Genomic DNA, 24696 nt, shown 5'->3' on the forward strand with positions numbered 1-24696 from the left:
GCAGTTGATTGTAAAGCGCCAAAACTCGAAGGCGGCAGCATATCAGGACACCGTGTAGCTGGTTGTAGTTGTACTTTGACCGCTACAACTACAGCGACCGACAGTCTCGCAATGCGTGACTACATTTTATTGGAAAATCAACCAAAAACCCCCTCCACTCTGGGATGACTAAGTGGTGCCAGTGGCACCACTTAGTCCGTCGGCAGCTGACGGGGTTTCGTATCGTCCCGGCGCCGGCCTCGGACAGCGCGCTCAGAGCCGTTTGTACCGGCTGTGCGCGCCGATGCCAGCCCAAGTCACTGCCAAGCGCAGCGGGTAGTGACGTGGGCGCAGAGCCCCGCTCGTGCCGCAGCAAACCCTCACTCAGAACCGCCTGGTTTCTGCGGAAACCACCGAGAGAGCGTCCAGACCTGCCTCACTCCAGCGCAACCCATAACCCGGCAGGACTTGGTGCGGGTGGTGCCACTGGTACCATGAGCCCCATCGAGGCGCGGCGGGAAAAAACCCCGCCGCAAGTTGACCGGTTTTTTTGTGACAAACGCATTATCTGTTGGTCTATACTGTCGACAGTAGCGAAATTACCCGTGGCCACTACGGAAAAGTGGCAAGGAACACCCCACCTTGCATTCGCAATCGGGGTAGGCAGATTCCAATAATGGCATCTGCTGAACGCGTCGCCCAGGACCGCTCTCGACGCAAAGGTCAGTAATGACCGGGTCCATCTTCGAACCACCACGGTGCCTTATAGCTTGGGCGCCGCTCCTTCCAATCCATCCCGCTTCCAGGGATTTTTTCAAACGCCGCAGTTGCTGTCGCGGGCCCCTGCCCTCGGCCACCCACTGTTTTCTTCAACCACGCAAACACGCTGGCGGTCAGCGAGTTCTGCCCATTTCACTCAGGAGGTAATTCCACCCCAGCCTCAGGCTGGATAACCGTTGGTTTGCACGGGCCAGTTTTCTGCGAAAACACACCGTGCTGTCTATGGCCAGACACATTCAGGTCAACCGGGATTGGTGTCCCGTGATCGTACCGCCCAGCGGGCCTGCGCAGCTTCTGTTGCCAGGTGATCAGAAACACTCACCGAAGGATCAACACTATGCGCGACCTGAACTACCAACTGAAAATGTTATGCCGCCACAGCCATGAAGGCAGCTTCGAAACCCGGGTGGGCCGGGAGCGCCAGCTGACCGCCATCGCCAACCAGTTGCACGAGCTGGGCTTTCGGCAGCTGCAGGCCAAGTCTCTCAAGCAGAAGCATGTAAAGGCCCTGGTCGACCACTGGCAGGGGCAGAATCTCTCGCCGGGCACCATCAAGAACCGCATGAGCTGTTTACGCTGGTGGGCGGAGAAGGTTAACAGGCGGGCCGTGGTGGCCGGTTCCAATGATTTCTATGGCATACCGGACCGGCAGTTTGTGTCCGACAATAGTAAAGCCAAGGGCCTGGCGCGCGAGCAGCTTGACCAGGTCAAGGATGAACATGTGCGCATGAGCCTCCGCCTACAGAAGGCCTTCGGCCTGCGTAGGGAGGAAGCCCTAAAAATCCGGCCCCGCTGGGCGGACCGGGGCGACCACCTGCACCTGAAAGCCAGCTGGACCAAAGGTGGGCGGGAACGCACCGTCCCCATCCGGACCAGGGAGCAGCGCGCTCTGCTGGAGCAGGCCAAACGCCTGGCCGGGGTGGGCGCCCTGATCCCCGGGGGACGCAGCTACATCGAGCAGCTCCGGATCTACGAGCGCCACACGGCCAATGCAGGCCTCTCCAAAATGCACGGGCTGCGCCATGCCTATGCCCAACAACGCTACCTGGAACTCACCGGTTGGCCCTCCCCCCAGGGCGGCGGACCCAGCAAGAAGGACCTGACCCCGGCGCAGCAGCAGGCGGATCAGCTGGCGCGCCTGGCCATCAGCAGGGAGTTGGGCCATGTCCGCGAACAGATTACCGCGGTTTACCTGGGGAGATAGCCCATGCAGATTCAACCCCGCCTGATCCGGCTCCGCGACGCCCCCGACTACTTGGGTATGGACCGCAACCGCTTTAACCACGAGGTACGCCCTGCCCTGACCGAACTTCGGATCGGCCGCCAGGGTGTCGCCTTCGACCGCCTTGAAATGGACGCCTGGGTAGACCACTATAAGACTTGCAACGGGCGTCCCACCTCTACTTTGAGAGGAGAATCACTATGGGACGCAAGCGAAGCCCGGGGCTCAGGAATCGCGCTGGAATCTGGCATATCGAAAAGCAGATACTCGGCCACAAGATTCACGAGAGCACTGGAACAAGCGACCTCGAAACGGCGGAATTGATCCTGGCCCGCCGGATCGAGGAGATCAGGCAGGCCACCGTGTTCGGGGCCAGACCCTGCAGGCTTTTTCGAGACGCGGCAGCCAAGTTTCTTGAGGAAAATCTGCATCTGGCCAGCATCGCCGATTACGCGACGCAGCTGAAGCAGCTGGATCCCTATATCGGGAGTCTGCCAGTGGAAAAGGTGCACCTGGGAAGCCTCCAGCCCTATATAAAGGACAGGCGGCAGCAGGGTATCAAGACCAAGAGCATCAACCTCGCGCTCAGCGTGGTCAGGCGGATCCTGAATCTGGCCTCGCGGCTGTGGCGCGATGAACATGGATTGACCTGGCTGGATACACCGCCACTCATCCAGATGCTCCCGGTAACGGATGCCCGGCAGCCCTACCCCTTGTCCTGGGAGGAGCAGCGCATGCTGTTTCAGGCGCTTCCGGATCACCTGGCCCGTATGGCGCTGTTCAAGGTCAATACGGGCTGTCGTGAGCAGGAGGTATGCCAGCTGAGGTGGGACTGGGAAGTCAAGGTGCCGGAGCTGGAGACCTCAGTGTTCATCGTGCCGGGGGTAAGGGTAAAGAACCGGGAGGACAGGCTGGTGGTACTGAACCGGGTGGCAATGTCAGTGGTGGAGCAGATGCGGGGGATTCACCCCGAACATGTCTTCAGCTATAGGGGCCATGCGGTCGGCACCATCAACAACAGTGGCTGGAAGACCGCGCGCAAGAAGGCCGGGTTGGATCAGGTCAGGGTACACGACCTGAAACACACCTTCGGGCGCCGGCTACGGGCCGCCAATGTACCGCTGGAAACCCGCAAGGTGTTGCTGGGTCATCGCAACGGCGACATCACCACGCACTACTCCGCCCCCGAGCTTGAGGAGCTGATACTGGCGGTAAACAAGGTCTGCGAGGAGAAGTCCGGCAAAAGTCCGGCACTGGTAATGCTGAAACAAAAAACGGCTGGCGCCTGAGGGGCCAACCGTTTGATATTTAACGAGTTTTTGGCGCGCCTGGCACGATTCGAACGTGCGACCGCCTGGTTCGTAGCCAGGTACTCTATCCAGCTGAGCTACAGGCGCTAGAAGGCCGCAACTATAGGGTAACAAGCCCTTGCAGGTCAAGGGCTTATGCTTGACATCAGCAGCCCGCAATTGGCCCGCAGAGGATGCTCAGCGGGCCTGTGAACACTGCTCGACCACCCGCTTCGCCGAGCACAGTACTACCCTCTGCCAGATCACACCCTACCTCAGTGACGCGTCAGTTATCCTGCTGATATCACGGAAAACTCTTTCGAATTATAACCTTCATTTATAGGTTATTTGTTATTGCATTCTTTACATGAATGAAACTCTCCGCAGGTCTATCCTGAAATGAATATGAGTCATTAGGGAGCTCCTCTGTTGGCAAACGGGGTACATGGCAGGGGTGAAACAGGTCGCGATCACATTTTGTTTGCTGTGACTCACGATCTCGACGGCCAGTGCTACAGATGACCGTGCGCCCCTGTTCGCCTGCGGGCTCAACTTCGGTGGCAGTCAACTGACCTTCTGTGGCGATAGCGCCAGCAAAACCAGTGCCGGTTATGGCAAAAACGCAACCACCTCCCGACTTAACCGAGTCGCAGGCAGACGACTCAGCACACCGGTCGCATATGCTCCACCGGAGCCTGTCGGCATGTTCAAACCGGAAAAGCGATTAACGCCCAAAATGACGTTTGCAACCCTGGGGCGTTGCTGGCGCTGGACTGCCTTCAGCTGCCACTGAATCGATTCAGGCAGTCTTGTAAGCACTATCATCCATTTGCTCCGACACAGAACCACTCAGTGATCTCTCTCCGCAGCAGGCTCGTCAAAAGGCGGTTTACCCTGTCGGAGACGCAGCCAGTTGAGCCCTTTCATCACCCCGCTGCGAGACACCAGCCATTGTTCTACGTGAAACTTACCGGGAAAATTCATCAGCAGAAAACCGATCAACAAGGTCGCCAGCCCCTGCCCCGGCGTCACCAACATGATCAAACCCAGAATGACCAAAACCAGTCCCAGCAGATTTTTTAGAATCGCTAGCGCCAAGCCGACGAACGGCCTGCTGGAAGGCAAACGCCAAACCTCACGCCTCGGCCTGGTGAAGTAGTCTCGCGGTAAACGCACCACCACCCAAGGGACGCCAGCCAACGTCGCGAGCGCCGCAAGCAGCGACAGGCCGCTGGCCCACAAAAGAACACTGTGCCACTCCGAAAGAATCTCCATAAAAGACAGTTTAACACCCGCCGCGGCTAATGCGCTCTGCATCTATACCTCTTGGCATGCAACGCCAGTTAGCCGATAATCCCGTGTGCGATAAATCTGCTGGAAAAGCGTTTCTGGCTCGATGACCCGAACAACGGAAAACTCTATGATGAGACAAACGAAAGCGCTATTTCTGTTGCTGTCCTGCGCGTTAATCGCGCCAGCAGCCCTCGCCAGGCCTTATGCCGGAATCTCCGGCCTGGCGGCCACAGCGGACAGCGCAGAGACTGCAGGCAATAATCCTGCGGGGATTACTCGCTTCGCCGATCGCGCCTACTCGCTGGAATTCATGTTGTTCACCAACGACGCGAAGTGGGAGAGCCAGTTCAGCGAGACAGGGCGTGATTATATATCCCATGAATCCAGCGAGACACTCGTGCCACGCGTTGCATTCATTCAGCCTATAAACGACCGTCTTGGCGTTTCTTTGACCTTCCTGGGTGCGTCCTTTGATGACGATTTCGGCAACTGGCCGGGGCGGTATTTTATCGAAAGCTATAACTCGCTGCTGATCAGCGCCTTCCCCAGCCTCGCCTACAAGATCAATGAGCAGTGGTCAGTCGCAGGGTCCGCGGCCATCTCGTATTCGAGCTTTGAGCAGGAAAGAGCCGTGCGCAACAGCAACGATCCTGGCTTCGGGGACGGCAGTTCCAAAATCGAAACCGACAGCGTGGAGTATGGGTGGGGCGCTTCGACTCTATATCAATACAGCGATCGGACACGCTTCGGGCTCACCTACCAGTCGAAAATCGAACAAGAGCAGGAGGGCGATAACCAGTTCAGCAATCTAGGGCCCAGGACAGAAGAGATTTTCAAATCCCGTGGCCTTCTTGGCCAGGATGTTACAGTCACAGGGACTCGACCCCAATCGGTTTTACTCGGCATGTACCACGAATTCGAGAATGCCCACGCGTTCACCGTTGACCTTATCTGGAACAATTTTAGCGAGTTTCGTCTCTCAGAATTTTACTTTGATGGGGAATCCTATTCTGAAAGCAAAGAAGAGTACAACGATCTCTACGCCATCACTGCCAGCTACAGCTTTCCCGTCTCCGAGCGATGGATGCTCGGTGTGAGTGGCGCAGTTACGAATAGCATGATCGACGACGATGACCGCACCATGACCCTGCGCATGGATCAGGTATGGACCGCTGCAGTGGCCGCAGAATGGCAATGGAAAGACAATCTGGCGCTGGACATGTCTGTGGCTTATGTTGGCATTGATGACGCCCCGGTCGAGACACCCGCCCTTCCCGTGCTGGGCTCCCTGAAGGGCAAGTACGCCCGTCGCGACACCTGGCTTTTTCAGGTTGCCCTGAAATGGGGCTCACTGTAGTGACTCTCTACTCGCGCTCAAAAAGCTTCGCCTGAATCCGGAGCAACCCATGAGCCTACCGTTGTCCGTGCTCGATCAATCACTGGCGCGCAGTGCTGACGAGGCCCCTACCGCCCTGGCGGAGACGCTGGAAATGGCACGCTGGTGCGAGCAACTGGGGTATCAGCGATTTTGGGTGTCAGAGCACCACGCCTTTCCCTCAGTCGCCGGCAGTGCGCCGGAGGTGCTGTTGGCTGCTCTGGGAGCGGCAACACAGTCAATCCGTCTGGGATCAGGCGGCATCATGCTGCCCCACTACAGCCCCTACAAGGTCGCGGAAGTATTCTCATTGCTGGCAAACCTTTACCCCGGGCGAATTGACCTTGGTATCGGACGAGCCCCCGGTGCAGACATGGCCACCGCGGTTGCCCTGGCCACAGATGGGCGCCCCAAGTTTGACGCGTTTCCCGCATTAACCGGAAAATTGAGCGACTATCTCTGGAATGACGATACGCAACCGCTACTTAGCCCTCGCCCGCCAGAAAAAATCCCCTTGTGGATGCTGGGATCCAGCCCCGATAGCGCCGTGCTGGCAGCCCAGCGAGGCCTGCCCTACAACCTGGGCCTTTTTATTAACCCGCAAGCAGACGAGCGCTTAATAGGCCTTTACAAAGAGCACTATCAAGCGAGTGAGCGACAACCAGACCCTCACGCCATTTTAACAATAGGGGTTTTCTGTGCTGATACGGAAGAACGCGCCAAACAATTACAACTGACCTACGACCTCAACCTGTTTAGATTCTTCACCGGCCGGACCAACGGCGTCTCCATGACACCGGACGAAGCACTGAACTATACGATTGGCTCACAGGAAGAGGCGTTTATCGCCAGCCGCGAAAGCAGTCGCGCCGCGGGAACTCCTGAGCAGGTAAGAGAAAAGATAGAATCACTTGCAGAGCGGCACAAGGCAGACGAGATTATGGCCGTTACTAATATGTATTACCTCGAAGATCGAAAGCGTTCCTTCGAACTTTTGCAAGCGGCATTTCAATAACGGCAGTGTGCTATCAGGCCTCAAAAAAGCCGGACACAACTATCGCTATGACGCAACTTGCCTGAGCCTCTGCCTGGGGCTTACGCTTGCGACAAGGTCTACCCCTGTTCTTAACGCCAGCAAGCCCGTCCCTCTGCAGCCGGCGAACAATATCTGAGCGGTGTGCTCAGAAAATCCAGGAAAAATTCGCCATAATTTGAATGGCGCGATTTTCATCGAAGTCACCGCCGAAGCGATCCGCTTCAATCTTCGACTTTCCCAGATCCATATAGTTGATATAACCACCAAACATCCAACTGGCGCTGGGCTTATAGCGAGCACCAAACGCGTAGCGAATCGTGCGATCGAAGGGTAACTGCGCGTTGCGGTAGCGGTTTTTCACCGGACTACTGTCGTAGGAAACTCCGCCAGTCAGGTCCCAGTGTTGATCGAGCTTGTACTGCGCCCCCCACGCATAGTGCCAGGTATCCTGCCACTCAGTGGGGATACCGACGGAGCCTCTATCGGTAGACACCAACACGTTATCCAGAGCGCTCCAGTTGTCCCAGCCAAAAGTGACGTCTACTCCCCAGCGCTCATTCATGTCCTGGTGCACACTGAACCTCACGTATTGAGCCATTGTGAGTTCTGTATCCGTCGACACATCACGATAGATATCCAGATTGTTGTTGGCGATATCCAGAGGCACATTGATCTTCGCATCACCGTCAAACTTTATGTCGATTTCGCTTTGGTAAAACAAACCGAAGCGGGTCCCGGTAGCTCGCTCGTAATGCAAACCTAACGCGTAGGCGGTCTTCACGTCGTCGCCATCCAGAGACCCTTTCCCATCCTGATCTCCCAGTCCCGGCACCGCGAAATCTAAGTCTAGATCCGCATAGACCACCTGTAGTGATGCACCCAGAGACAGGTTTTCATTAACCCGGTAAGCCACGGTGGGACTCAAGGCCATTATCAGTAATGACACGTCAGTGGCCTGATAGCGGCCCGCCCAACTATCGTCGTAATCCAGACCGGCGCCGGACATTCCGCCCAGTGCGATACCCGCGCTCCAGTGCTCTGAATCGAGCTCCGGCACATACGCAAACGCACCAAAAGGCGATACGGTGCCTGCATCACCACCATCACCGCCGTCATTGCCGGGACTCTTGTAGGACGTCTTGAACTTGGATTTACCAACATATGCGCCCCCTGCTGCAAACAGGTGGTTTCCCTCGAGTGAGGTAATACTGGCGGGGTTATAGACGATAGTAATCGCTTCATCGACGCCCGCTGCGGCACCGGCGGCGGCGCGGCCGCCGGAAAAATCGCCAAATTCGTTCAACCACAATCCCCCCGCCACCGCGCCTCCCGCGTGACAGAGGGCGATTACAGTCGCGCACACATAAAGCCGTCTAGACATATCCCTGCTCCCTTTTTGTAGATCTACAGCAGTCACTGCCGGAGTCTGCTTAATCAGCCGGAAGCATAGCGGAATGCACCCCTTACTGCACCCCAAATAGGTCTCACGAGGACTTAACTCTGGCCTATTCAACGGGGCAAAGCCGGTGAGGCAGGATGAGGCACTCTCTCCGTGACCGCCGGGCGCGCAACTCTTACGGGGCGTTCCAGGGGTCAATTTTTGCTAGTTTTACCGGCCTCTACCGCCATTCATGGTGAGTAATATTTCCTATACTGTAGCTTTCTTATTGTAGTGCCAATGATTGTTTGCTAACTGCTGCGAGGAAAATTATGCAAACCGATTTCTGTAAAGAACTGGGTATTGAGGTACCTATTTTCGCCTTCACCCACTGCCGCGACGTCGTAGTAGCCGTCAGCAAGGCAGGCGGCATCGGAGTCCTGGGAGCCGTCGGATTTTCGCCTGAAAAACTGAAGGAGGAACTCGACTGGATTGACGAGCATATCGGCGACCATATTTACGGGGTGGATACGGCGATTCCGCAGAAATATGAGGGTATGGACAAGAATACACCTGAAGAGCTGGTGCAAATGCTACAGGATGCTATTCCTGAGCAGCATCGCGAATTCTCTGCCAAGATGCTCGCTGACGCCGGCGTGCCCGAGTGGCCGGCGGGGGAAGACGACGAGGTGACGCTGAGCTTCTCGGCGGTACAGGCTCAGGCCCTGGTCGACGAATCGTTAACGCGACCGAAATGCCGCATGATTGTTAATGCGCTGGGCACCCCTCCCGCCGACATCGTTGAGCAGGTGCATAAATCCGGACGACTAATCGGCGCACTGGCCGGGAGACTGAAGCATGGTTTGGCGCATAAAGAAGCCGGACTGGACTTTATCATCTGCCAGGGCTCCGAGGGTGGCGGCCATGCCGGGGAGGTCACATCCATGGTCTTGTGGCCGCAGATGATTGACGCGGTCGCCCCGCTTCCTGTGCTGGCAGCGGGTGGCATTGGAAACGGCCGACAAATAGTGGCCGCACTCGCTATGGGCGCGGAGGGCGTATGGCTGGGTTCACGCTGGCTGGTATCCGAGGAAGCGCATGCGGAACCCGCCCAGCGAGAGTCTTACCTGAGCGCGACCTCGGAGGACACCATACGTTCGCGCTCTTTCACTGGAAAAACCGCGCGTATGCTCAAAAACGAGTGGACTGAGGCCTGGGAGAGGGAGGACACTCCCGAACCACTGCCCATGCCATTACAGGGTTATCTGACATTTGATGCGGTGCGCCGCACCAGCCGTTACGCCGGCAGCGGTGATTGCCAGAAGGTCGCATTCAACCCGATCGGCCAGGTCGTGGGGCAGATAAACGAGACCGAATCCTGTCGTGATATTGTTTTCCAACTGCTCACTGAATACACAGATGCCCTGGACCATCTGAACAACCTGATGCCGGAAGACTGACGGCACACACCCGGTAAGGGCGAGACGGCTCTTTCAGCGTCTCGCCCCCCTCACCTTCCAGTGCATCACAGGGCAAGCTGAACGATCGGTAATCAGCGTCGCAAATCTCAATGATCTGTGCCACAGCAGGGTCGACCCTCTTGTCAGCAGCAGTTAAGCCCCGCTCAGGCGATGTTCTACAACGCTCAATCCGAAGAGCATCCGAGCCAGCAGCAACACGCAGGGTATGCTTGTCATGCTCATTGTTACTTCGGCGCATATCACACACAACAGCGAGGGCAACAGACTCACAGTGTCACGAAAACAGACACCCAAGAGAACACCATTTTTCGCCAAACTCAAGATGAAGCTAAACAGTGACCGTGAGCTGCCCGAGCGTTATGGTAGGACACCCTATCGTTAAAGAGACGCCAATCCCCGCAATGAATTTCACACCCGTGGACAAGTCCAACGCAGCAGAGGCCATCGAGATACTCGCGGAGGCTTTCAGTGACGACCCCGTCATCAACTGGTGCTGCAATCATCCCGCATCGCTGGCGCCCTTTTTTGCCTTTACGCTGCCCATGTTCATCGAACAACATCTCACCTATCTCGACCCTCTGGGCCGGGGGGCAGCAAGCTGGCTAGGGCCCGAGCAAAGACTGCACTGGCCGGTAACCTTTGCCACTGCCGCAACGGTCTTCAGCTTCGGCGGTCCAATAGGCATGTACCGGCTGGTGCGCAGCGGCATGCAGACAGAGCGCTATCACCCCAAGCGGCCCCATTACTACCTGTTTGCCATTGGGGTTAAATCAGGTCACAAAGGCCAGGGTATCGGAACACGTTTGATCGCGGAGATGTTGCGGCACTGTGACAACAGCAATATGCCGGCCTACCTGGAGAACTCCAAGCCGGAAAACCTGCCGTTTTACGAAGGCCACGGCTTTGAAATACAAAGAGAAATACGCTTCGCGCGCTCTGCGCCACCACTCTGGCTGATGTGGCGCGAGCCGAAAGTGAGCTCGCCCGGCGCAACACAGTCTTGATGCAGCGCAATGTTGACGCGCGATAGTTTCGTACACACGTCCGATTCCGACCACCTTCGCTTGAAAACGCACAAGGATTAGTCTTTACTTGCGTCTCTTTAGTTATATCTCAACATGGAGCAAGATTTATGACAAGGATCACGCAAATAGCTGTGTCTACTTTGCTGTTGTGCACTGCAGCATTGTCTCAAGCTGCCGATAAACCCAATATACTGGTTGTCTGGGGGGATGACGTGGGTCAGTCAAACATCAGTGCCTACACCATGGGCATGATGGGCTACCGCACGCCCAATATTGATCGCATTGCCAACGAAGGTATGATTTTTACCGACTACTACGGGGAGCAAAGCTGCACCGCAGGGCGCTCCTCTTTTATCATGGGACAGTCGGTTTTTCGCACTGGCCTGTCGAAAGTCGGGCTACCGGGCGCGGAGCTTGGCATGCAAGAGGAAGACCCCACCATCGCCGGCCTGCTGAAAAAAGAGGGCTATGTAACCGGACAATTCGGTAAAAACCACCTCGGCGACCGTGATGAGCACCTGCCGACAAATCATGGTTTCGATGAGTTCTACGGAAACCTCTATCACCTCAACGCCGAAGAAGAACCCGAGAACGAGGACTACCCCACAGACCCTGCATTTCGCAAGAAATTTGGCCCCCGGGGCGTGATCAGGTCATCCGCGGACGGTAAGATCGAAGATACCGGCCCTCTAACCAAAAAACGCATGGAAGTCGTCGATGATGATACCGTCGCTACCGCTATCAAGTTCATCGAGAAAGCAGTAAAAGAAGACAAGCCTTTCTTTGTCTGGTGGAGCGGCACCCGCATGCATTTCAGAACCCATGTAGCGAGTGAGAAAATGGCCCGCTGCAAGGCGCAATACCCTCAGGCTGACGCCTACACCTGCGGCATGCTGGAACATGATGAGCACATTGGCATCTTCCTCCAAAAGCTGGATGAGTTGAAAATCGCAGATAACACCATTATTTTTTACTCAACAGACAACGGACCTCACTACAACACCTGGCCCGATGCCGCATCAACGCCCTTCAGAGGGGAGAAGAACACCAACTGGGAAGGCGGTTGGCGCGTGCCCGCAATGGTGCGCTGGCCCGGCAATATCGAGGCGGGCTCCGTATCCAATGAAATCATGCACCACATGGACTGGCTACCCACGTTTCTGGCGGCTGCCGGTGACCCTGATGTGAAGGAGCAACTGCTCACGGGACACAGCGCAATCGGACGTAACTATAAAGTGCATCTCGATGGTTACAACTTCCTGCCTTTCCTGACTGGCGAGACGGAAACAGGGCCTCGTAAGGAGATATTCTATTTCTCCGACGATGGCGATCTTACCGCGCTGCGCTACAACGCCTGGAAGATGATCTTCATGGAACAAAAAGCGGAGGGCACCTTCCGCGTCTGGATGGAGCCTTTTGTTCCTCTGCGTGTGCCCCTTATCCTGAACCTGCGACGAGACCCTTACGAGCGGGCACCGATCACTTCCAACACCTACTATGACTGGATGCTTGATCGAGCCTACCTGCTGGTGCCCGCGCAAGAGTATGTTGGTGGATTCCTAAGCACATTCAAGGAATACCCACCCAGACAGAAAGCGGCGACCTTCGCCCTTGACGAGGTTATGGAAAAACTGTCCACACCCGCAGGCACGCCCTGATAAACGGGCTGCCGCAAAAGGCCCCTCTGGGGCCTTTTTTAATCCACAAATTTGCACTTGCCTGCCGCGACAGCTTGCCGGGATATCAAACGGCTGCATAAACCACTGGCAGCCATTTGACCACCCTCAGGACCTCAACCTCTTTTTTACTCAACCAATCACTCGCCACGAGAGCCGTTCCTGAAAGACGGCCGCTGATGCAGAGCCTTGAGGTGACTGCACGCTGCGCACACTTGTTTGACCATTCGCTGGCATGACGATAGCTCTGAACGGGCAACAGCGGAGTACACTGTTTCTAAGGGCAAAAAAAACCGCTGCCTCTTGCAAGAGCAGCGGTTTTAAACCACGGGGTATATGCTAGCCGGGGTTGACTAAAATCAGCTCTACTCGCCGGTTTTGAGCGCGTCCATCTCCATTGCGGTTGTCTGCAAGCGGCCTGCTTTCGCCGTAACCAACCGCTTTAATCTGGCTGGGGTTCACGCCATCGCGATCGATCAGCAGCGCACGTACCGCGCCTGCGCGACGCTCTGACAACCATTGATTGTACTTTTCGGTACCCACGGAATCGGTATGCCCTTCCACAACTGCACTCAGTTGCGGGTTATCCTTCAGAGTTTGCGCTGCAACACCGATTTCACTGTCAAACGCCGACTGGATAACGGACGAGTTACTCTCAAAATTCACGTTGACCTCTAGCGCCACCGATCCGTCTGCCAGCGTACGATAACGCTCGTTGCCACCAGCCAGTTCTGCCAAGGCATCCTCCATGGTCACCATCGGCTTCGGCTCGGGCGGGCATAGCGCGTGCGTATTTTCATCCATAGGATCACGTGTCAAATCCAGATCCATGGCCGCGACTTTCTCTGAGTTCACCCCGCTCACATCGAGCGACGCAAGCAACATCCCCATGTTGGACAGCGTACTGGCCTCTGCCGCTAGCAAATCGGTCTTCGCCGCGATATGTGCGCGCTGGCTGTCGAAGTATTCGTTTTGGCTGTCCAGTAAATCCAGCAGAGAGCGCTCGCCACGTCTGAATTGATCCCGATAGGCGACCCGCGTCTTGTCCTGGGCGCGCATACTCACGTCGGTCAATACCACCTGCTGGCGCAGGTTAGCCATATCGTTAAAGTCGTTACTGACGCGCTGACGCACATTGAGGCAAGCTTGCTTGCGCTCTTCTATAGCCGCGTAGTAAAGGTTATAAAATTCCCGTTTGCGTGCGGCATCGGCGCCACCGCGATAAAGATTATAGGTCAGCACCAGTTCTATGGCCTCTTCATCGAACTTACCGCTGATGCCATCGGTATCATGCTCGATGTCCTTGCGATAGCGCAGGTCGAGGCGAGGCATCATGGGAGAGTTGGTCGCATTCAAAGCTTCCTGAGATGCGCGCAAGTTTTCGATGGCCTCGTTGATGACGGGGCTGCTTTTATAAGCCACGTCCAACGCATTGGCTCGCATCTTGGGAATATCGTCACCGGGCATTTCCGGCATAGTGAGCTTGCTGCTAGGCACCATGCCGACCAGACGCTCAAAGCGAATACCTACATCGTTGAGATTCGCAATCTCTGTCACCAGATTAGTCTCGGCCAGACCAACCCTTGCAACCGCCTGGTCAAGATCAACCCCGGCACTGGCACCGCCACCGGCGCGCTCGGCAATCTGGTCATGTATCTGACGGTGAACTTTCAGGTTATCCGCTGCGTAACCGACCAGCTCCTGGAACTTTAATGTTTCAAGGTAAGCAACAGCGACTTCCAGCGCCACTTCCTCAGAGGCGCGCTTAAAGGTGTAATACTGGGAAAGCTTCTCAAAACCCAGGCGCGCTACCTCGTCGCGAGTCGCGAAGCCATCGAACAGCATCTGCGTAATGGAAAATCGGGTTGCATCGTAGCCATAAGTCCCCAGGTCAATCAGCGGCGTGTCCCGCTGCTCACGCCCGATGGTGGCAGACAGGTCTGCGCTTGGCAGATACCCGCCAAACGCACCGCGCTCGGCTTCTCCGATGGCCGCAAAGTTAAACCAGTCGGCGTTCACCCGGGGGCTAATCATGACCCCTTTGGTAATAGCTCCTCGTATGTCGTTGATTTCGTTAGATACTGCTGCTTCCTCAGTCTGTGCCTGAGCGCCCGCCACCATTATCAGGACCGCCAGGAATACCCCAAGCCACCTGCCTCTTAACAAAAACATGTCCATTTCCTCCAATTGCTACAATCACCGACACCCGCGTCTATAGTTTTTAAATGTTCAGGTATCGCCCCCTCGCATTATAGCTACAAGTTATATTTATATTGCTAAAATGCGTCTTATTCTGCATCTAATCTTAACCAGTCTAGCCACTAAATCAAGAACCGCGTCACAAATTTTATGCACGACTGCCCTATGCAGGTTAGCGGGCTACAGTCTAACTGCACTTATGCGATACCATCAGGTGCTTACAGGATTGGCCCACGCCACGTAAACGGGCTTTCCTGATTTCTCTAAACCGGCCTGAGACTCCTGCCAAGGTGCCATCACTACCACTATCTTCGCGCACCGGTCACGCCGCCTGGGCGATATTCGCTATCGCCCTGCTTACGGTGACACTGGCCGTCGCCCAGGCAGACTATGCGGTGATGCAGAAACTGGCATATTCCCGCTACGGCCCGGAAACCGTCAGGTTGGTCGATGAATGGGAAGCCGCCATAGAAAACATGCAGCGACTCTCCCACGAAGACAAGCTGATCGAGGCTAACCGTTTCTTTAATACCCGAATTCAGTGGGCACAGGACCCCGACACCTGGGGCCGCCCGGACTACTGGGCAACTCCGCTGGAGACAATGGGCCGCGGCATGGCCGACTGCGAGGATTTCGCGATCGCCAAGTACATCACGCTCATCCTGGCGGGGGTCGATAGCAGCCAGCTGAGAATCACCTACGTAAAGGCGCAATTACCCAGTGAGGGCGGGCCTGCACTCACTGCACACATGGTCCTTGCCTACTATCCGAGCGCCAACGCCGACCCACTGATTCTGGACAATCTGATAACGGAGATACTGCCCGCCTCACAACGCAGTGACCTGACGCCGGTTTACGGTTTCAACAGCCTCGGTATTTGGGTGGGCGGCGCACGAAATCCCGCGAGTCGAGAACCGGAATCACGGCTTTCTCGTTGGCGCGATCTTTTGAGGCGAGCCGCCGAGGAGGGATTGGGTTAACATGCACCTCATAATGATAAAGGAGCTTAATCATGTCGCTTCATAAGCAGCTTTGGGCGGCGATCATTGTCCTGCTGACCAGCTTACTTATTGTCAGTATTGTCATCACTACATTATCGGCGAGAGACTACCTCTCCGAGCAACTGAGCCTGAAGAATACGGATGACGCCAACAACCTCGCTCTATTCCTTGAACAAAAGGGCACAGACACTGACCTTCTCAAACTGACTGTCGCCGCTAAATTTGACACGGGTTATTACGAATTGATCGAGCTGGTGAATCCAGAGGGTAAAACAGTCATTCGCAAAGCAGCAGATGGGGTGGCAGCCAATGCACCCGGCTGGTTCGTCCGCCTGCTGACCATCAACGCGGAGACCGGGATTGCCAATGTACAGGCAGGTTGGGAGCAAATAGGTACGTTGACGCTACGCAGTCAATCTCGCTTTGCTTACGAAGAATTATGGGAAAGTAGTTACTTGCTGACCGGGCTATTCTTGCTAACCGCCTTGGTAGCTGGCGTCGCCAGCAACCTCCTGCTCAAGCGGATACTCAACCCGCTAGACATGGTCGTGGAGCAGGCACGCTCAATCGGAGAACGGCGATTCATCACCAATACGGATGAACCCCGCACTCTGGAGTTCCAGCAGCTGGTGACAGCGATGAATGACCTCTCAGCTCGTGTGAAATCAATGCTGGGGCAGGAGACCAAGCGGCTGCAAAATCTGCAGCGGGAATCCCACGTCGACAAAATTACAGGGCTGTACAACCGGGAGCCATTCTTACGCACTCTGGAATCAGCACTGCAAAGCAACGATGACAGATCCTCCGGTTCTCTGTGCATCGTTCGTGTTACCAACTTAAGCAACCTCAACAAAGAGTTTGGCCGCAAAGCTATCGACGCTCTGCTGCACGACATGGGTACTGCACTCAACCGTATTGTGGTTCAGCATAATGGCTGGTCAGCTGCACGGCTAAACGGATCGGACTTTGCCGTTATCGCCCCCCGGCTTCAAGATGCGGCTACCCTGGGTAGCGATGTACAGGGCGCGATGTCTGCTGTGCTGGAAGATCACGACACAGAAAAACAGGTGCAGTTGCCCGGAGGAACAACCGAGTATCAATTAGAGGATAGTGTATCTGCGTTGTTGTCTCGACTCGATGGTGTGCTGATTGCCTCAGAACGTGAGGGCTCCTCAACTATTGTGCAAGCGCATCCCGCCAACGTTCTCCTGCGGCCTATGCATGAACAGGCGGAACATTGGCGTAGCATTCTGGAAAAAGCAATTGCCAACCGGGAGTTCTCCCTGGCGAAATTCCCGGTAGTAGATGCGAACAACCGGCTGATACATTACGAAGCACCTGTTCGTTTGCAGGTAGACAGCAAGACATGGAACGCTGGGCAGTTCCTGCCGTGGGTCCATCGAGTGGGGCTTGCTGACGAGCTGGACAAACGGGTATTTGAGCTCGCATTGGATGAGATCGACAACACGGGTCACCCCACTGCCGTCAACTTATCTGTTGCCGCTGTTGCCGACAACAGTTTCATCAGCTGGGCCGAAAATGTCATGGAAAAGAGGACAGGTGCAATGAGCCAGCTGTGGATCGAAACTCCCGAGTCCGCGGCCTTTCGCTTCCCGGAGAACTTCAAACGACTCACCGCCCGGATCAAGGCCCACGGCGGCCGGGCAGGCATAGAACATATCGGGCACCAGTTAGCCAAGTTGGGCACACTACACGATGTAGGTTTGGACTACCTCAAGGTCGACGCCAGCTTTGTGCGCCATATAGACGCCAACCCGGGTAACCAGGCATTGCTGCGCACGCTCTGCACCGTGGGTCATACGATCGGAGTGCGGGTAATCGCCGAGGGCGTACAAAACGAGCAGGAGTGGATGGCGCTGAAAGAACTGGGCATCGACGGTGCCACCGGTCCAGGGATTTCGCTCGCGAGCTGATCGTTGGTCGCGTCGCTGCAGTCCTGTCAATCTTCACCAATCAGGTTGGACAGGCCGGTGGTCTCTGAACGCAGACGCCGCCGCCGCAGTATCTTCTCTTGTGCTTGCGGAGGTAGCTCGGTGAACAGGATAACACCCTTGCCGATGAGCAATTCCACTACGTCCTCCAGCACACGAATAAAGTCCTTATCCGTTGCACTCAGCGGCGCATCATCATGGCCCATCGCCTGAAGAAAGGCACCGAGCTCAGCGCTATTGACTGATACCTCATCGTCAAAGCCCTCCGTGCGCTGCTGGCTGACCGCGACAATCTCACCCGACTCGCTGCGTTTGACGTAAGGCATGTGGCACCCTCAAGAGAAGACAGTCTGCGCCATCCATGCGTGACGCCAATTTATGATAGCCCAGTTCGATCAGGAATCGGTAGTGACTTCACCACTGTCGATTAGGCTCTGAATGGACTCGCTGACGTCATCAACAGCGTCCACCAGATTCACGCTCTCGATCGTCATTGATTGATCGACACAGACCGCATTCGGCGCACACACTCACCAGACTGAAGGCGACCACTGCGTCACCCTTACTCATTAGGAATACCTGCGTACGCGATTCACAATCAGTAACGCAGGCGTGCTCGCGAATCGCTCCAGCACCGCGTTACTCGTCGCCCTCCGGTGGGGTCAGGAGTCGGTAAGAATCCTGCCCTGATCGACCATGGCGTTGAGAATGCTCGTCGCGTCAGCGCTCGCGTCAAGACCAAGAGCGGCCTCCAGCGCCGTTTCAGTGACACCGTCCAGATTGACAATCTGGTCTACGCTGCCCGCGCCGGCATTACTCACCACAACCTGAGCCTCACCTGAATCAAAATTCAACGACAGCTCGCCACCGCCCACAAGTAAGTCACCAATATCCAGTGCATCAAGCGCAACGTCGAAATCTTCTACCGTATCCGTATTGCTCGGCGAGTTTGTTGTCAGGGTAATATCTGTGATATCCGCATGCGCGCCCTCCCGGGTCTGAAACTCGAGCCTGTAGGTACCATCAAGACCAAGACCGCTAAGATCATCCGAGAGATTCAGCACGACGTCACCGTTCACCACACCCGCCGAGTCATCGTCGTAAGTCTCCCAGGAAGTTACATTGGTGCCGTCATCACTGTTCTCTACACGCCATCGGAACAACGATACGTTACCACCACTGGTATCGTCATCCAGATTTTCAACGCTGGCGGTGAACGTGAACGATACCGACTCGCCCGCACTGACCGAAAAGTCCGCGGATCTCACTGTTACGATGTCATTACCGCCATCGTCCGTGGAGTCCAACTGCCCTGTCAAGTCGGGCAGAGCACTCACGACCGCGGACACATTCGTATTTTGCACATCAGCCAATTCCCAGGTGAACTGCTGCGCCGCCGCAAGTCCCACGAGAGTATCGTCCGCCGACGTGGCCTCTACAATGGTGTAACTGTCGTTGTCTGTTATATCAAAGTCAACAGAGCCCGCGCCAACATTGAGCGTTGATTCCTCCGTGCCCTCGACAAACTCATCGTCTACAGCCGTAAGCGTCACATCGAAAGACGTCACACCTGCCTCGACCATCACTATCCCGGTGACCGCATCATAGCTAACGCCGGTACCCGACACAGCGGCCGTCACATCACCCGAAACCAGTGCTGACGACGCCAATCCGAAACTTTGTGTCGCCTGCGGGCCTTCTTCCAGTGTCACAGTGAAAGACTCGCTTGTTGCGCCGGCCTCTGCCAATGCGCCGCTTGCCGCCACAATACTTTGCACCAGTACTCGCGGCGCAGCCTGCAAGCTGAGTGTCGCATTGTCGCTGTCGCCATCAGCATCAGTCACAATGTAATCGATGCTCGCGGTTTCCAGTACATCGACCGTTCCCGTTACGGTATACGTGAAGGAGCCGTCCTCAAGAATTTCAACGTCACCGTACTCTCCCTCCGTGTTTTCCAGCGCAAAGGTAGCGGTACCACCATCAGTTGCAAACGTATGCGTCTGACCGTCATAGGTTACCGATACAAGAGACAGGGGTGCATCCACCCCGGTATCGTTGTCCAGCACATTCCCCACTGCAGGGACGGAATCTAGCGTCTGCAATAGCCCTAACGTTAACGAATCACCATCCTCGACAATAATGACATTGTCATCGTTCGCATCGGTGCCGCCCTCGTAGGTGTTCGCATCCTCGTCATTAGCAACATCAACGGCAATGGGCTCTAACTCGGAGAGCTCGTCAGAGCCGATGCCTCCGAAACCAATGGCATAGGCCTGATCAAAGCCGTTGCTCTCAAGGTATTGAATCCAGTAGCTCTCTTCACCCAGGCCACCAAAACCCGTGTTATTGGTGTCTGTCTCGTCGATACCATCTGTGCCCGTTCCGTTATTCTCTGTAGGCTGACCATCGGTGACAAAAATCGCCTTGGTGGCCACGGCCCCGGTTGGAAAATCAGTGCCGTTCACTTCGGCTACGACCTCTTCCAACGCGGCATCGTAGTCAGTACCTCCGTTAGCACTCAACCCATTTATGGCGGTAAGCGCATCATCCAGATCGGTATACCAATTGCCGCCATTCAAGCTGCTGGCACCAGAGGAAAAGGTGACAACATACACGGCATTGACAGTCCCCGTATCAAACAGCTCCCCAATGGCGGTTTGGGCGAGTTCCAATCGACTGGTTCCGTCAAAGTCACCCTCATCGGGTTCATTGCCTGCTTGGTCCCAACCCATACTGCCAGAGACGTCCAGTATCAGTACCACATTGTCCTTGCCAAGTATTTGGCCAGGTTCAGTAGCCGATGCGTCATCCGCTGCGGCTGTGACACCGGCATCCGTTATAGTTAGTGTCAGGGTTGACGTCGCGTCATCACCACCCGCCCCCGTCAACGTAATGGCTATTTCGCCCTGGGCCTCATCAGTGCCTGGCGCGTGCACAAATGGATCGTTCTGCGTGAATACATACGCGCCTGTAGTTTCATCAATTGTGACCTCCCAGGAACCGTCATCGGCTGTAAAGGTTGTCACGCCAGCACTGGAGCTCTCAGTCGCTGTGCCAAGCCCGGCATCGTAAGAAAAACTGACGCTGACAAAGTTATCAAACTCCAGATCTCCGGAATCCATATCGGTAGCAACATCGGCGGCGTCAGTATCCTGTGTTGCCGCAGCGCCATCTACAGCGACAGGCGTTTCATCAGTAATTGTTGTTGTAACGCTATTAAAGCCTGTGTCAATCTCCGCCTTTTCAAACGAGGGACTCGCTGCATTACTAATCACAATATTGTAGGTTTCACCATCATCCACCACGGTGTCATCTAGCGTTGTAACCTGCACAGTTGCACTGGAGACACCGGGATCTGTGCCGGTAATCGTCAGTGTCGTGCCATCCAAAGAGACGTAGTCGGTCCCTTCTGTCGCAGATAGCGTAGCACCATCAGTCGTTTCAACATCAACCGTGAAGCTCTGACCGAGCGTCAGCACAACCGGATCGCCGTTTTCATCGACCAGCGTGACTGTGTAGTCGGTGGTCGTGTCGCCCTCTACGACAGTCGCAGGGCCCTCTAAACGAGCGTAAACCGTATCGTTGTCTTCGTCAGCATCATCCGTAATCGTCGTCGTCGCCGCATTGGCATCCGAGGTATAACCGTTAGCCACCGTGCCGACCTTGACCACCTCATAATCATCACCGCCATCGGTCACACCCGTGATCGTCGCCGTCAGGTCTTCAGCAGACTCCTTGTACAAATCATCCGTCGCTGTAACAGTGACCGAGTCTGTACCCGCCGCCAGCGTCACACTGCTGGGCAGTGGGTATGGCGTAACATCACTGCCATCCGTCAACTCAACATCACCCGTCCAGGACAGGTTAACCGTAATATCGGCATCCGCCGGCGCAGTAACTGTATTGCCTGCACTGTCCACCAGCTTGATCGTGAAGACCGCGTCTTCACCCTCTTCAATCGCCGCGTCATCAACACTGATGACCGCGTAAACCGTATCGTTGTCTTCGTCAGCATCATCCGTAATCGTCGTCGTCGCCGCATTGGCATCCGAGGTATAACCGTTAGCCACCGTGCCGACCTTGACCACCTCATAATCATCACCGCCATCGGTCACACCCGTGATCGTCGCCGTCAGGTCTTCAGCAGACTCCTTGTACAAATCATCCGTCGCTGTAACAGTGACCGAGTCTGTACCCGCCGCCAGCGTCACACTGCTGGGCAGTGGGTATGGCGTAACATCACTGCCATCCGTCAACTCAACATCACCCGTCCAGGACAGGTTAACCGTAATATCGGCATCCGCCGGCGCAGTAACTGTATTGCCTGCACTGTCCACCAGCTTGATCGTGAAGACCGCGTCTTCACCCTCTTCAATCGCCGCGTCATCAACACTGATGACCGCGTAAACCGTATCGTTGTCTTCGTCAGCATCATCCGTAATCGTCGAGGTCACATCGTCTGTAGAAAGAGCAATCGCCTCGTAGAGAGTCTGTGTGACGGTCTGAGCATCAACCAGACCCACGGTGTACGTCTCGGGATCTTCTTTCTCGAAGTCATCAACCAGGTCGGCACTAAACACCTCGCCAACCTTCACTGTGCCAGCCGTCGTAGTGTAGTCGTCCGTCAACACAGCCGTGCCAGGCGTGAACTCTACATCGACATCAACAGCCGCCATAGCGGCCGTCACGTCATTAGCGTCTGGATCAGTCGCGATCACCTTGTAGTACAAGCTTTCCGATTCTTCACCTTCATTTTCCGATCCGTCTCCAATCACCTCTCCCTTGGAGTTCACCGCTACAACCTGCAGCGTGACCGTAAACGGGGGCCGTATGGCGATAGTCAGCGTCTCAGTGCTCAAATCACCATCACCATCGACTACCGTATAGTAAAAAACATCGTCCCCCGTCGCATCGTCATTGGCCGTATAGCTATACGTACCATCTGAATCCAACGTCAACTCACCCTTACTACTGATCAGCGGATTAGCCAAGCCGTTTTCCAGATCACCACTCACATAATCGGCCGAGGTCGATGCACCAGACACTTCGGTGATACCGTCAGCGCCTGCCATATCATTATCGACCACACTACCGTCCACCGTGTTTCCTGCAGCAACATCATCTGTATCCAGCTGTGCTTCCGCGGTATCGTCGATAACAACGGCATTGTAGAAGGCTGTCGCGGTATCCCCATCGACATCGGCAACGTCAACGGCTACTTGCAGCGTAATCTGATCATCGGTACTCGTGCCGACCCCATGGTTCATAGAATCCAGCAGCGTGGCGGTGACAAACACTTCGTATTCGCCATTTGCGTCCGGACCACTGATACTATCGAAGGTGATTTTAACGACCCCCCCTTCAATGACATACATTCCCGGCTGAAAACCCCCATTTTGCGAATCGAAAATCAGCGCGGCCCCACCGGCCTGCACCACATCGTCATTGGTTTCGGGGGCAGCATTACCCGAGCTCCCACCATCAAAAAATGCTTGATCAGCTCTTATTTCCAATCGCCCTAACCCATCTTCTGCGACGAGAGTAAAAGAGCCAGATTGACTCGGCAGCCCATCTGCTGCAGCCAGTGCACCGACAGACAACGCCACAGGTCCGCCCCTTACCGCCGTCGCTGGGAGCTGTGAGGTTCCTGTGCCAGTAGGGAGCAACGCCTCATCCAGGATACTTTCACCCAGTTCAATACTTATCTCTCCGGGAGTCGGAGTCGGCGTTGGAGTCGGCGTTGGCGTCGGCGTTGGCGTCGGCGTTGGCGTCGGCGTTGGAGTCGGCGTCGGCGTCGGCGTCGGCGTCGCATCGATAATTTCCACCACACCGGTACCGTCGGCTACCGTGGCATTGGTAGGATTGGACAGATTTACCAGGAAATTCTCTGTCTCTTCCAAAATATCGTCGTCGTTGGTGACCAGTCCAATGTCCTGACTCGTTTCACCGGGCGCGAAAGTAATAGTGATGAGACCCGTGACCGGGTCGTAGTCGCCCGGCGCTATTGCCGCATTGGGTTCGACACCATCGCTTGTCTGATACTGCACAGTCACCGTCTCGCTTGAGGACTCAGACAGACTGATGGTTAAGGTAGCCGTGTCGCCTTCCACGACAATATCATCGCTGATGGAGAGCGTCGGCAGGACAACGGGAGGGGGTTCCGGCGGCTGCGGAATCACAACGGTAACGTTAGCCGTGTCCTCCGCCGTGCCATCATCTGAAACAGCGGTATAGGTAAAAATATCTGTACCAAAAAAGCCCGTGTCAGGTATGTACGTTACGGTATTGTCGTCATTGATTTCCACGCGACCGCTCTGGCCATTGGTCACGGAAACGACCGTGGCACCCAACTGAAAATCATCATTGGGTAGCACATCGATAGTGACCGGCACATCCACCTCGGTAGTCGCAAAGTCATCTACCGCGTCCAGCGGAATGAAGTTTTCATCTACTGCAAACTCTGCAACCGCAGCGGCGCTGCCCTCTATGCCACTGAATTCGGAGTATTCTTCCGTAATACGACTGAGGCGCACATAGCTGTGTCCCTCGCCGTCCAATCCAGAAGCGGAGTTCTGTCCGGCATCACCGGCGGCCGTCGCAGGCACCACGTTGCCCAGGTCTTCACCAGCGTCGAGGGCGGTCAATACCTGCTGTACTGTCTCGTCCTGCAGGGCGCTCTCATCGGCGCCAACCGCAGTCTCCGCCAGCAGGTCGCCGGTAATCGCCATTTCCGTCGCGCCGGAGACACCGAGCGGGGTGCCATCAGCAAGTGCAAGCTCTACAGATCCACCGTCTGGCGTGACCACGCTCTCACCCTCGCGCAGGGTATCGCCCACTCTTAGCACACGCAGCTCGCCATCGGAGTTGCGGGCCATAGCCCGACCCGTGATCGCGGTGACTGTTGCGGTAGATTCCTGTGCCATGCCTTTCTCCCAATCCGGATCGGTAACCCGACCCTGTTTGTATAAAATTACCGGTATAGTGCTGCAATACTATGCCGGCCGACCGGC

The 24696-nt window shown here is 55.7% G+C and carries 14 protein-coding genes and 1 tRNA gene; 9 read left to right on the forward strand and 6 right to left on the reverse strand.

All coding sequences use genetic code 11. The features are described from left to right. The first annotated feature begins 1096 nt into the window (after positions 1–1096). On the forward strand, positions 1097–1963 hold the full coding sequence (locus EYC82_RS06530; protein WP_279248731.1) for a phage integrase N-terminal domain-containing protein: 867 nt from the start codon (positions 1097–1099) through the stop codon (positions 1961–1963). A 218-nt stretch (positions 1964–2181) separates the two neighbouring features. Continuing rightward, the gene (locus EYC82_RS06535) at positions 2182–3270 is read left to right on the forward strand and encodes a tyrosine-type recombinase/integrase (protein WP_279248732.1); all 1089 of its coding nucleotides are present in this window, start codon (positions 2182–2184) and stop codon (positions 3268–3270) included. A 31-nt stretch (positions 3271–3301) separates the two neighbouring features. Here EYC82_RS06535 and EYC82_RS06540 read toward each other — a convergent pair. Both EYC82_RS06540 and EYC82_RS06545 read right to left on the reverse strand, forming a co-directional pair. Beyond that, a tRNA-Arg gene (locus EYC82_RS06540) sits at positions 3302–3378 on the reverse strand. Positions 3379–4119: 741 nt separating this feature from the next. Next, positions 4120–4587, reverse strand: a complete 468-nt coding sequence (locus EYC82_RS06545; RefSeq protein WP_279248733.1) for a hypothetical protein — start codon at positions 4585–4587, stop codon at positions 4120–4122. 103 nt (positions 4588–4690) lie between these two features. On the opposite strand from EYC82_RS06545, the gene EYC82_RS06550 reads away from it, so the two are divergent. Then, on the forward strand, positions 4691–5920 hold the full coding sequence (locus tag EYC82_RS06550) for an OmpP1/FadL family transporter (RefSeq protein ID WP_279248734.1): 1230 nt from the start codon (positions 4691–4693) through the stop codon (positions 5918–5920). A 49-nt stretch (positions 5921–5969) separates the two neighbouring features. Next, the gene (locus EYC82_RS06555; protein ID WP_279248735.1) at positions 5970–6953 is read left to right on the forward strand and encodes an LLM class flavin-dependent oxidoreductase; all 984 of its coding nucleotides are present in this window, start codon (positions 5970–5972) and stop codon (positions 6951–6953) included. 166 nt (positions 6954–7119) lie between these two features. Here the strand turns inward: EYC82_RS06555 and EYC82_RS06560 are convergent, their stop codons facing one another. Further along, positions 7120–8355: an OmpP1/FadL family transporter gene (locus EYC82_RS06560; protein WP_279248736.1), complete on the reverse strand. Its 1236-nt coding sequence runs from the start codon at positions 8353–8355 to the stop codon at positions 7120–7122. A gap of 329 nt (positions 8356–8684) precedes the next feature. On the opposite strand from EYC82_RS06560, the gene EYC82_RS06565 reads away from it, so the two are divergent. The 3 genes from EYC82_RS06565 (at position 8685) to EYC82_RS06575 (ending at position 12516) form a co-directional block, all read left to right on the forward strand. Beyond that, entirely contained in the window at positions 8685–9812 is a 1128-nt protein-coding gene (locus EYC82_RS06565) for an NAD(P)H-dependent flavin oxidoreductase (RefSeq protein WP_279248737.1), read from the forward strand. 422 nt (positions 9813–10234) lie between these two features. Then, positions 10235–10837 (forward strand): GNAT family N-acetyltransferase, encoded by a 603-nt coding sequence (locus EYC82_RS06570; RefSeq protein ID WP_279248738.1) that lies wholly within the window; start codon positions 10235–10237, stop codon positions 10835–10837. Between the two features lie 128 nt (positions 10838–10965). Further along, positions 10966–12516: an arylsulfatase gene (locus EYC82_RS06575; RefSeq protein WP_279248739.1), complete on the forward strand. Its 1551-nt coding sequence runs from the start codon at positions 10966–10968 to the stop codon at positions 12514–12516. A 357-nt stretch (positions 12517–12873) separates the two neighbouring features. On the opposite strand, the gene EYC82_RS06580 is transcribed toward EYC82_RS06575, so the two are convergent. Continuing rightward, positions 12874–14706, reverse strand: coding sequence for a TolC family outer membrane protein (locus EYC82_RS06580; protein ID WP_279248740.1), 1833 nt, complete (start codon positions 14704–14706; stop codon positions 12874–12876). A 317-nt stretch (positions 14707–15023) separates the two neighbouring features. On the opposite strand from EYC82_RS06580, the gene EYC82_RS06585 reads away from it, so the two are divergent. Next, the gene (locus tag EYC82_RS06585; RefSeq protein WP_279248741.1) at positions 15024–15713 is read left to right on the forward strand and encodes a transglutaminase-like cysteine peptidase; all 690 of its coding nucleotides are present in this window, start codon (positions 15024–15026) and stop codon (positions 15711–15713) included. A 32-nt stretch (positions 15714–15745) separates the two neighbouring features. Next, the gene (locus EYC82_RS06590) at positions 15746–17668 is read left to right on the forward strand and encodes a bifunctional diguanylate cyclase/phosphodiesterase (protein ID WP_279248742.1); all 1923 of its coding nucleotides are present in this window, start codon (positions 15746–15748) and stop codon (positions 17666–17668) included. Between the two features lie 26 nt (positions 17669–17694). On the opposite strand, the gene EYC82_RS06595 is transcribed toward EYC82_RS06590, so the two are convergent. Continuing rightward, positions 17695–18012 carry a hypothetical protein gene (locus EYC82_RS06595; RefSeq protein WP_279248743.1) on the reverse strand — a complete coding sequence of 106 codons (318 nt, stop codon included), beginning with the start codon at positions 18010–18012 and terminating at the stop codon, positions 17695–17697. 336 nt (positions 18013–18348) lie between these two features. Further along, positions 18349–24609, reverse strand: a complete 6261-nt coding sequence (locus tag EYC82_RS06600) for a retention module-containing protein (protein WP_279248744.1) — start codon at positions 24607–24609, stop codon at positions 18349–18351. Positions 24610–24696: the final 87 nt, after the last annotated feature.

Source organism: Candidatus Marimicrobium litorale (genome assembly GCF_026262645.1).
Classification (GTDB): Bacteria; Pseudomonadota; Gammaproteobacteria; order Pseudomonadales; family Halieaceae; genus Marimicrobium; species Marimicrobium litorale.

Excerpts from the sequence above, each read along its gene's own strand:
- EYC82_RS06590 (WP_279248742.1), top strand. The coding sequence starts at position 15,746 with ATGTCGCTTCATAAGCAGCTTTGGGCGGCGATCATTGTCCTGCTGACC.
- EYC82_RS06600 (WP_279248744.1), bottom strand. The coding sequence starts at position 24,609 with ATGGCACAGGAATCTACCGCAACAGTCACCGCGATCACGGGTCGGGCT.
- EYC82_RS06530 (WP_279248731.1), top strand. The coding sequence starts at position 1,097 with ATGCGCGACCTGAACTACCAACTGAAAATGTTATGCCGCCACAGCCAT.
- EYC82_RS06580 (WP_279248740.1), bottom strand. The coding sequence starts at position 14,706 with ATGTTTTTGTTAAGAGGCAGGTGGCTTGGGGTATTCCTGGCGGTCCTG.
- EYC82_RS06575 (WP_279248739.1), top strand. The coding sequence starts at position 10,966 with ATGACAAGGATCACGCAAATAGCTGTGTCTACTTTGCTGTTGTGCACT.
- EYC82_RS06535 (WP_279248732.1), top strand. The coding sequence starts at position 2,182 with ATGGGACGCAAGCGAAGCCCGGGGCTCAGGAATCGCGCTGGAATCTGG.
- EYC82_RS06560 (WP_279248736.1), bottom strand. The coding sequence starts at position 8,355 with ATGTCTAGACGGCTTTATGTGTGCGCGACTGTAATCGCCCTCTGTCAC.
- EYC82_RS06555 (WP_279248735.1), top strand. The coding sequence starts at position 5,970 with ATGAGCCTACCGTTGTCCGTGCTCGATCAATCACTGGCGCGCAGTGCT.
- EYC82_RS06570 (WP_279248738.1), top strand. The coding sequence starts at position 10,235 with ATGAATTTCACACCCGTGGACAAGTCCAACGCAGCAGAGGCCATCGAG.
- EYC82_RS06565 (WP_279248737.1), top strand. The coding sequence starts at position 8,685 with ATGCAAACCGATTTCTGTAAAGAACTGGGTATTGAGGTACCTATTTTC.
- EYC82_RS06545 (WP_279248733.1), bottom strand. The coding sequence starts at position 4,587 with ATGCAGAGCGCATTAGCCGCGGCGGGTGTTAAACTGTCTTTTATGGAG.
- EYC82_RS06595 (WP_279248743.1), bottom strand. The coding sequence starts at position 18,012 with ATGCCTTACGTCAAACGCAGCGAGTCGGGTGAGATTGTCGCGGTCAGC.
- EYC82_RS06550 (WP_279248734.1), top strand. The coding sequence starts at position 4,691 with ATGATGAGACAAACGAAAGCGCTATTTCTGTTGCTGTCCTGCGCGTTA.